Raw genomic sequence first — 6,543 nt, forward strand, 5'->3', positions numbered from 1 at the left:
CACATACGGTTTTTAATATAATCGGTATTGTCACTCAGCAGTCAGCACTTCCTATTCTTTCCACGGAAATATCAGCGATTTGAATGAACGCGGGCCGAGAGTCTCTTTATCGTTTTGCAAAAGTTCATCCCACGGTATGCAGCGCTTTTCTTTCGGCGTTTTCAATTCGGGATGTGCTTCGTAATAATCGTATTTATACAACCGAAGTCTGAACGCGTTCACCTGTGCCATGGCGATGCCCGATAGAGACGGCAGGAGTCCGAGTAAAAAAACGCTCAGCGCCGTGAGGAAAAAAGTATATGCCGCCATAAACAGGGAAAACCATATATTGTCAAAAAATATGAGAAAACATTTCTTTATGCATTTTCTGAAATTGTTATGCAGCAAGGAACGGATCGCGACGAACCACTGGAGGGAAAGCAGCGTAAAGATGACGAGCCATACGAACATCGAACCGATAAACATTGCAGGAAGCGTTTTTTGCACAAAGTAAAACGGGATGCATACATACGACGCAGCTCCCACGACGGCGAGAACAAGACCGAAACGGATGCCGTCCGCGATACACGACGGGATCGCTCGAAAAAAGTCCGCAATATGGGCGCTGCCGAAATTTGCCGCAGAGGAAGCGATTTCTCCCGCTGCGAGTGCGAGTATCGACATGACGATGCCGAAGAGGATGATGAGCGCAATGACGAGGGGTGTGCTTCGGTGGAGCGCATAGATAAGTGACAAGAGTCCCAAAGACGCGGCCATGACGACGATGTTTACGACGATGAGCGTGAGCATATTATCCCAGCCGTCGTAAAAATTTTTTTTGATAAAAAAAAGATACATGGCGCCATTGTACCGCTATTTGATTTAGAGGGCAACAAGCTGTATACTTTTGCTATGAATACGGATATACGGCAGAGCATGTCGCTCGTATCGCGCATACATTCGGCGGCGGCGGATTTTCTCATAAAGCGTCTTGCGGAAAAGGGCCTGCCCGATTTCGCTTCTTCTCACGGCTTTATTTTATTTCAGCTCGCCGCAAAGGACGCTCTCTCGATGAAAGAGCTCGCGGAGAAAATCAACCGCGATAAATCGACGGCGACCGTTTTGGTGCGAAAACTCGAGCGCGACGGATTTGTTAAAACGGCTCCGTCTCCCGGCGATGCGAGAAGCAAGCTCGTATCGCTCACGTCTAAAGGAAAGCGCTACAACGATGTGACGGCGGAACTTGCAAACGATCTGCTGAAAATATTCTATAAAGGATTTTCCGAAGACGAAAAGAAAAAGGCTTTTGCCTACCTCACGCGCATTGCAGAAAATTTTCCGCAGTAGAAGTCGACTGCACGTATGCGTACGGATGAGGGCGACGAACACAGGAGCGGTGTCGTACTCGCGTATACGTACCGACGGGTGCGATGAACAGAGTGCAGCTGAAAAAGTGCAGTCTATTTTTTACGCCGTACGATATTTTTAGAAACTATGATTTTCGGCGCGTTTGTCTTGAGAGATGTCCCTCTGCCGTATTGACGCGAAGCGCAAAGCACCTTATTATTTTCTTCATGATGATACGGCTCGCTGTGATAACGGGCGCTTCGAGCGGACTCGGAAGCGTATATGCAAAACTTGTAGACCGGCGGAAAGATATCGATGAAATCTTGCTTATCGCACGGAGGGAAGACAAATTGCTTGCCCTTGCTTCGGAACTCGCTCATCCGGCTACAGTTCTGCCGATCGATTTAACAAAATCCGCGAGCATCGATCGTTTAAAAATTGCACTCGAATCGAAAGCGAAACGCTCACCCTTCGCCGAGCTCGCCCTTTCGGCTGCGACCGAAAAAAGCGGTGACGGCATGACGATCGCTTTTTTTATAAACTGTGCGGGCATCGGCAAAATCGGAAATTACGGCGACATAACGAGCGAAGACAACGAGCGAATGATCGCGCTCAACTGTACGGCTCTTGTCAATGCCGCGCTTGCATCTCTTCCGTATATGAAGCGGGGGAGCAGGCTCATCAACGTTTCGAGCACGTCCGCATTTCAGCCGTTTCAGCATCTCGCCGTCTATGCCGCGACAAAAGCGTTCGTGCTGAGCTGGTCGCGCGCTCTCCGCTGGGAGCTTTTTTCACGCGGCATCCGCGTGACGGCGGTATGTCCGTACTGGATGACGAAAACCGAATTTATTAAAAATGCGCAGTCCGGCGCTGGTCGATCTTCTCACGCGATACGCAATTTTCATTTCGGAGAAGATACTGCCGCAGTTGCGCACCTTTCACTTTTGGGGAGCGCTTTAAATCTGCCTGTCGTAACGACGGGCGCCGTGAGTACGCTGCACCGCATCATTGCAAAAATCGTACCGCGCGAAATCTTGCAGTCGCTGTGGGAACTCTGGCGCTTTTTGTAAAATCAACCGTCTCGGCATCCGTGCCGTTAAAAATCGAAATTGTCGGGATCCTGTTTTGCCGTGCCCGTATCCAAATCGCTTATCTTTTCCATTTCGTCGTCGGTGAGAGCGAAATCGAAAATCGCGGCGTTTTCTTTGATGCGCTTCGGATTGACCGATTTCGGAATCGTGATAATGCCGTTTTGATAATCCCAGCGGAGCGTCACCTGCGCCGCGCTCTTTTTGTGCGCTTTGGCGATTTCTTTGATCGTCCGGCTTTCGAGCACGATGCCGCGTCCGAGAGGACTCCACGCCTCGGGAAAAATCGAATGAGAAGCGCAGTAGTCGCGAAGGCTTTCGCGCGTTAAAAACGGATGGCATTCGAATTGATCGACTGCGGGGACAGTGCTCGAAACTGCGGCGAGTTCTTCGAGGTGATGCTGTAAAAAATTGCTCACGCCGATCGCTCGAACTTTTCCCGACGCGAGAAAATCCTCCATGTATTTCCACGTGTCGATGAATTTTCCGGGTACCGGCCAGTGAATCAAATAGAGATCGATGTAATCGAGTTTGAGTTTGTTGAGGCTTTCGTGAAATGCGTCTTCCTGCCGGTTGTCTCTCTGATCCTGATTCCACATTTTCGTCGTAACGAAAACTTCTTCACGCGGCACACCGCTTTCGCGGATCGCTTTGCCGACTTGGGTTTCGTTGTTGTAAAAGGCCGCCGTATCGATGAGACGATAGCCGCATTCGAGTGCCGCCTGTACCGCTTCGATCGTCGCGTCTCCGGCTTTGTAAACGCCGAGTCCGAACTTCGGCATGAGTACGCCGTTGTTGAGCGTAATTTTTTCATCGATACCCATACGGAACCTCCCGTTAATAAAAATCGTGATCGCGTCTTTATTATAACGAAAAAAAATACATTTACAAGCCGGCAGTTCCCAGTACGGAAAGATAATACGGCGGCGAACCGGAATGTTTTACGAAAGATTGCTGTGAACATAGGCAAGCACGTTGATTTTTCCGATGTGATAAAAGCAAAGCGGTTGCCGCATTGTCACAAATACCGATTATGCGGCAAACGTCAAGATAGTCTCTAAAGGGTCTTGAACTCTTTATAATACGGGATAAATATTTTAGTTACTAAAACATATTGACAAAAGGCGGCGATGGGTGTATATTTATTTTAGTAGCTAAAATATATCGGCGGAAAGCCGTAAAAACGGACGGCACGATGAACGACATACAAAGCTTTATGGAGCTTACGGCGAAGATCCAATACCGGATCAATGCCAACGATAAAAAAGCGAAGCGCTTCGGCACCGCTCACCTGCTTTATCAGAGCGAAATACATTTTATAGAGTCGATAGGTTTGTCGGGCGGATACTGCGCATCGGAGCTTTCAAAAAAACTCGGCATTACAAACGGGGCGGTAACGCAGGTTGCCGATAAATTGCTAAAAAAGAAATTGATAAGAAAATATAAAAAAGCCGAAAATAAAAAAACCGTTTACATAACATTGACGAAAGAAGGAGTGCGTGCGTATAAAAATCACGAAAAATTTCACAAAGATTTTAATAAAAAACTTACGGCGTATTTGAGTTCGCTTTCGAAAAAAGAATTTTCGGCGATAGCGCGTTTAGCGGAATTGGTAAACGAAAATATACCCGATTTCGATAAAACGGAGGATATCGTATGAAAGCCGTCGTAATCGTATTCAGTCCTTCGGGACACACACTTACCGCTGCGCGGATGATCCGAAAAAGTATCGAAGCGAGGGGAGGTACGGCCGATATCATCGACCTGACAAAAGACGATACTTTGTTGTTCGCGTCGGACAAACGCGAAAATCTCGCAGCGAAGGTGGGCGCGTTCGACGTTCTTTTTGTCGGCGCGCCGGTATATGCCGGTCACGCGGAACACACGGTATTGCGCACGATCGCGATGCTTCCGTCTCCGGACGAAAAGCGGTCGAAGATTGCCGTGCCGTTTATAAGTTACGGAGGAGCGCATTCGTTTGTCGCGCTGGAAGAGATGGGACGCGCATTGAAACGAAAAAACTACGTGCCGGTTTTGGGCATAAAACTCGCTTCGTTTCATACGCTGAGCAGAAGTTTTCGCACAAAGATATCGGAAGACCGTCCGGGCGATGCGGAGAGACGTGTAATAGAGGACGCCGCAAGCAAAGTCGTCGATTTGTGTTCCGACCGGGAATCGATACGGGATGGCAGCGCGTCTTTTGCATATACTAAAATGCCCATGCGCTTTATATTAAAAATACTTTCACAGGAAAAAATTCATGCGAAATTCAAAACCGTGTCGATCGTATACGAAAAGTGCCGCGCATGTAAAAGATGTATAGAGGTGTGTCCCGTCAATAATTTTGTTTTTGCGGACGGTATCGTGTCGGTGAAAAATCGAAAAAATTGCATTTTGTGAGGAGAATGTTTTTACAACTGTGCAAGCGATGCGATCGTTTTCGACTATCGGAAACTTGCAAAAAAACGATTGCGTGACGGAGAGGTCGTTTTGGAAAGTCCGCTCTCGGCCGTATATCATAACGAATACGGTTATATACGGGAAAAATGAGGTTTGAATTATGAATGAAATTTGCATCGTCTACGATTCTCCGCACAAGGGAAATACGGAAAAGCTGCTTTTGAAAATCAAAGAAAAGTATGCGGATACGGTTCTTGTTAAAGCGGCAGATTGCACTCCCGAAATTTTTTCCCGCTATGACGTACTGGGATTTGCATCGGGAATTTATTACGGAAAGTTTTCTCGGGTCGTTTCGGCCGTATTCGAACAGGCGATTAAAAGCGATGTAAAAAAATTGTTTTTTATCTACACGTCGGGCGCGGGCAGGGTAAGGTATGAAAAAGCGCTTCGAGCGAAAACGGAAAAAAGCGGCAAAATCTGTTTGGGTATATTTTCCTGCAAAGGATTCGATACGTACGGTCCTTTTAAACTTATCGGCGGATTGAATAAGGGCAGACCGAACGAAGAGGATTTTAAAAACGCGATCGCATTTTTCGAAAACGATATTTTAGCGATGTAAGTTTTCAAAATACCGAGCGGTTTACAAAATTTATTAAAATAATGAAGTCGTTTTTCTGACTTTGAGTGTACCGCCGATTTTAATTTTCGAATAACTTTTAAATCGGTTACTGATATGATTTATTAACGTTTGCGCCGCAATTTCTCCGATCATTTTGCGCTGTACGTGCATTGTTGTCAGCGGAACCGAAGCTATGGAAGATAGATATATGTCATCGAAACCCGCAATTTTTATATCGTCCGGAATTTTATAGCCGGATTCCAGCAACGCTTTCATTGCGCCGATCGCAACGATATCGTTATCCGCAAATAAAATACGAGGGATCCGTTTGCCGCTGCGGATTATTTTGAGCATCGATTCATAGCTGCCGCTGACGTTTGCGTCTATCAAAAACATTTTGTCGTCGTTAAAATCGAAATTGAATTCTTTTGCGTAGGTAAAGACGGCATTTTTTCTTTCGATAAAATTAACGGCTTCGGGCAGACCGTGCAGATAGCCGAAGTCGGGGTCGTTGCATAGCGCAAGGTGTTTTAATATGGTGTATACCATCTCTTCGTTATTCATAGTGATGGAATTGCATTGGTACACGGGCATTGAATTGTCGATGACGATGTAGGGCAGCGTGAGGATGTCCAAGTACTTAAAATCGTCTCGATCAAGTTCGGTTCCTATGACGAAAACGCCGTCATAATTTCCGCCGTTTATTTCCATGAGAGCCTTTGAAAAATCACTTTTTGCGACGACGATATTTAAATTGTAGCCGAAATTACTGCATTCCGTCTGTACGCTGTCCATGATTTTCGAAACGAATCCCGCATTTTGTTCAACAAAATATCCCGATTTGAGCACTTTCAAAAAACATAAGTTTTTATTCTTTTTTTTTGTCGGGGCTTGACGGAGCGTATAACCGGTTTTCGCTATAAGCTTTTCTATTTCGCGTCGTTTTTTATCGCTTACCCCTTCTTTTTTGTTCAGTACTAGGGAAATCGTTGCAGTGGAAACATTAGCTAATTTTGCTAATTCTTTGACAGTCATAAGTGTATTTATTTATTATAATTTAAAATCGTTAAGTTGTCAATTACATGTAAACTGCGTGTAAATTGTGTATAC

The 6,543-nt window shown here is 45.9% G+C and carries 8 protein-coding genes; 5 read left to right on the forward strand and 3 right to left on the reverse strand.

Annotated elements, in window-relative coordinates; genetic code table 11:
* Window positions 1–51 precede the first annotated feature (51 nt).
* Complete coding sequence (locus JSQ97_RS01755) at window positions 52–837, reverse strand: hypothetical protein (protein WP_205074470.1); 786 nt, start codon at window positions 835–837, stop codon at window positions 52–54.
* A gap of 54 nt (window positions 838–891) precedes the next feature.
* On the opposite strand from JSQ97_RS01755, the gene JSQ97_RS01760 reads away from it, so the two are divergent.
* On the forward strand, window positions 892–1,326 hold the full coding sequence (locus tag JSQ97_RS01760) for a MarR family winged helix-turn-helix transcriptional regulator (RefSeq protein ID WP_239446863.1): 435 nt from the start codon (window positions 892–894) through the stop codon (window positions 1,324–1,326).
* Between the two features lie 227 nt (window positions 1,327–1,553).
* Window positions 1,554–2,396 (forward strand): SDR family NAD(P)-dependent oxidoreductase, encoded by an 843-nt coding sequence (locus JSQ97_RS01765; RefSeq protein ID WP_205074471.1) that lies wholly within the window; start codon window positions 1,554–1,556, stop codon window positions 2,394–2,396.
* Window positions 2,397–2,422: 26 nt separating this feature from the next.
* On the opposite strand, the gene JSQ97_RS01770 is transcribed toward JSQ97_RS01765, so the two are convergent.
* Window positions 2,423–3,238 (reverse strand): aldo/keto reductase, encoded by an 816-nt coding sequence (locus JSQ97_RS01770; protein WP_205074472.1) that lies wholly within the window; start codon window positions 3,236–3,238, stop codon window positions 2,423–2,425.
* 371 nt (window positions 3,239–3,609) lie between these two features.
* Between JSQ97_RS01770 and JSQ97_RS01775 the strand changes: the two genes are divergently transcribed.
* The 3 genes from JSQ97_RS01775 to JSQ97_RS01785 all read left to right on the forward strand — a co-directional run bounded on the left by JSQ97_RS01775 (window position 3,610) and on the right by JSQ97_RS01785 (window position 5,433).
* Window positions 3,610–4,074 carry a MarR family transcriptional regulator gene (locus JSQ97_RS01775; RefSeq protein WP_205074473.1) on the forward strand — a complete coding sequence of 155 codons (465 nt, stop codon included), beginning with the start codon at window positions 3,610–3,612 and terminating at the stop codon, window positions 4,072–4,074.
* Window positions 4,071–4,814 carry an NAD(P)H-dependent oxidoreductase gene (locus tag JSQ97_RS01780; RefSeq protein ID WP_239446865.1) on the forward strand — a complete coding sequence of 248 codons (744 nt, stop codon included), beginning with the start codon at window positions 4,071–4,073 and terminating at the stop codon, window positions 4,812–4,814. Before JSQ97_RS01775 ends, JSQ97_RS01780 begins: the two co-directional genes overlap by 4 nt.
* A 160-nt stretch (window positions 4,815–4,974) precedes the next feature.
* Window positions 4,975–5,433 (forward strand): flavodoxin family protein, encoded by a 459-nt coding sequence (locus JSQ97_RS01785; protein WP_205074475.1) that lies wholly within the window; start codon window positions 4,975–4,977, stop codon window positions 5,431–5,433.
* 33 nt (window positions 5,434–5,466) lie between these two features.
* On the opposite strand, the gene JSQ97_RS01790 is transcribed toward JSQ97_RS01785, so the two are convergent.
* The gene (locus JSQ97_RS01790) at window positions 5,467–6,468 is read right to left on the reverse strand and encodes a LacI family DNA-binding transcriptional regulator (protein ID WP_205074476.1); all 1,002 of its coding nucleotides are present in this window, start codon (window positions 6,466–6,468) and stop codon (window positions 5,467–5,469) included.
* Window positions 6,469–6,543: the final 75 nt, after the last annotated feature.

The sequence above is a fragment of the Treponema sp. Marseille-Q4523 genome (assembly GCF_016901105.1).
GTDB lineage: Bacteria > Spirochaetota > Spirochaetia > Treponematales > Treponemataceae > Treponema_D.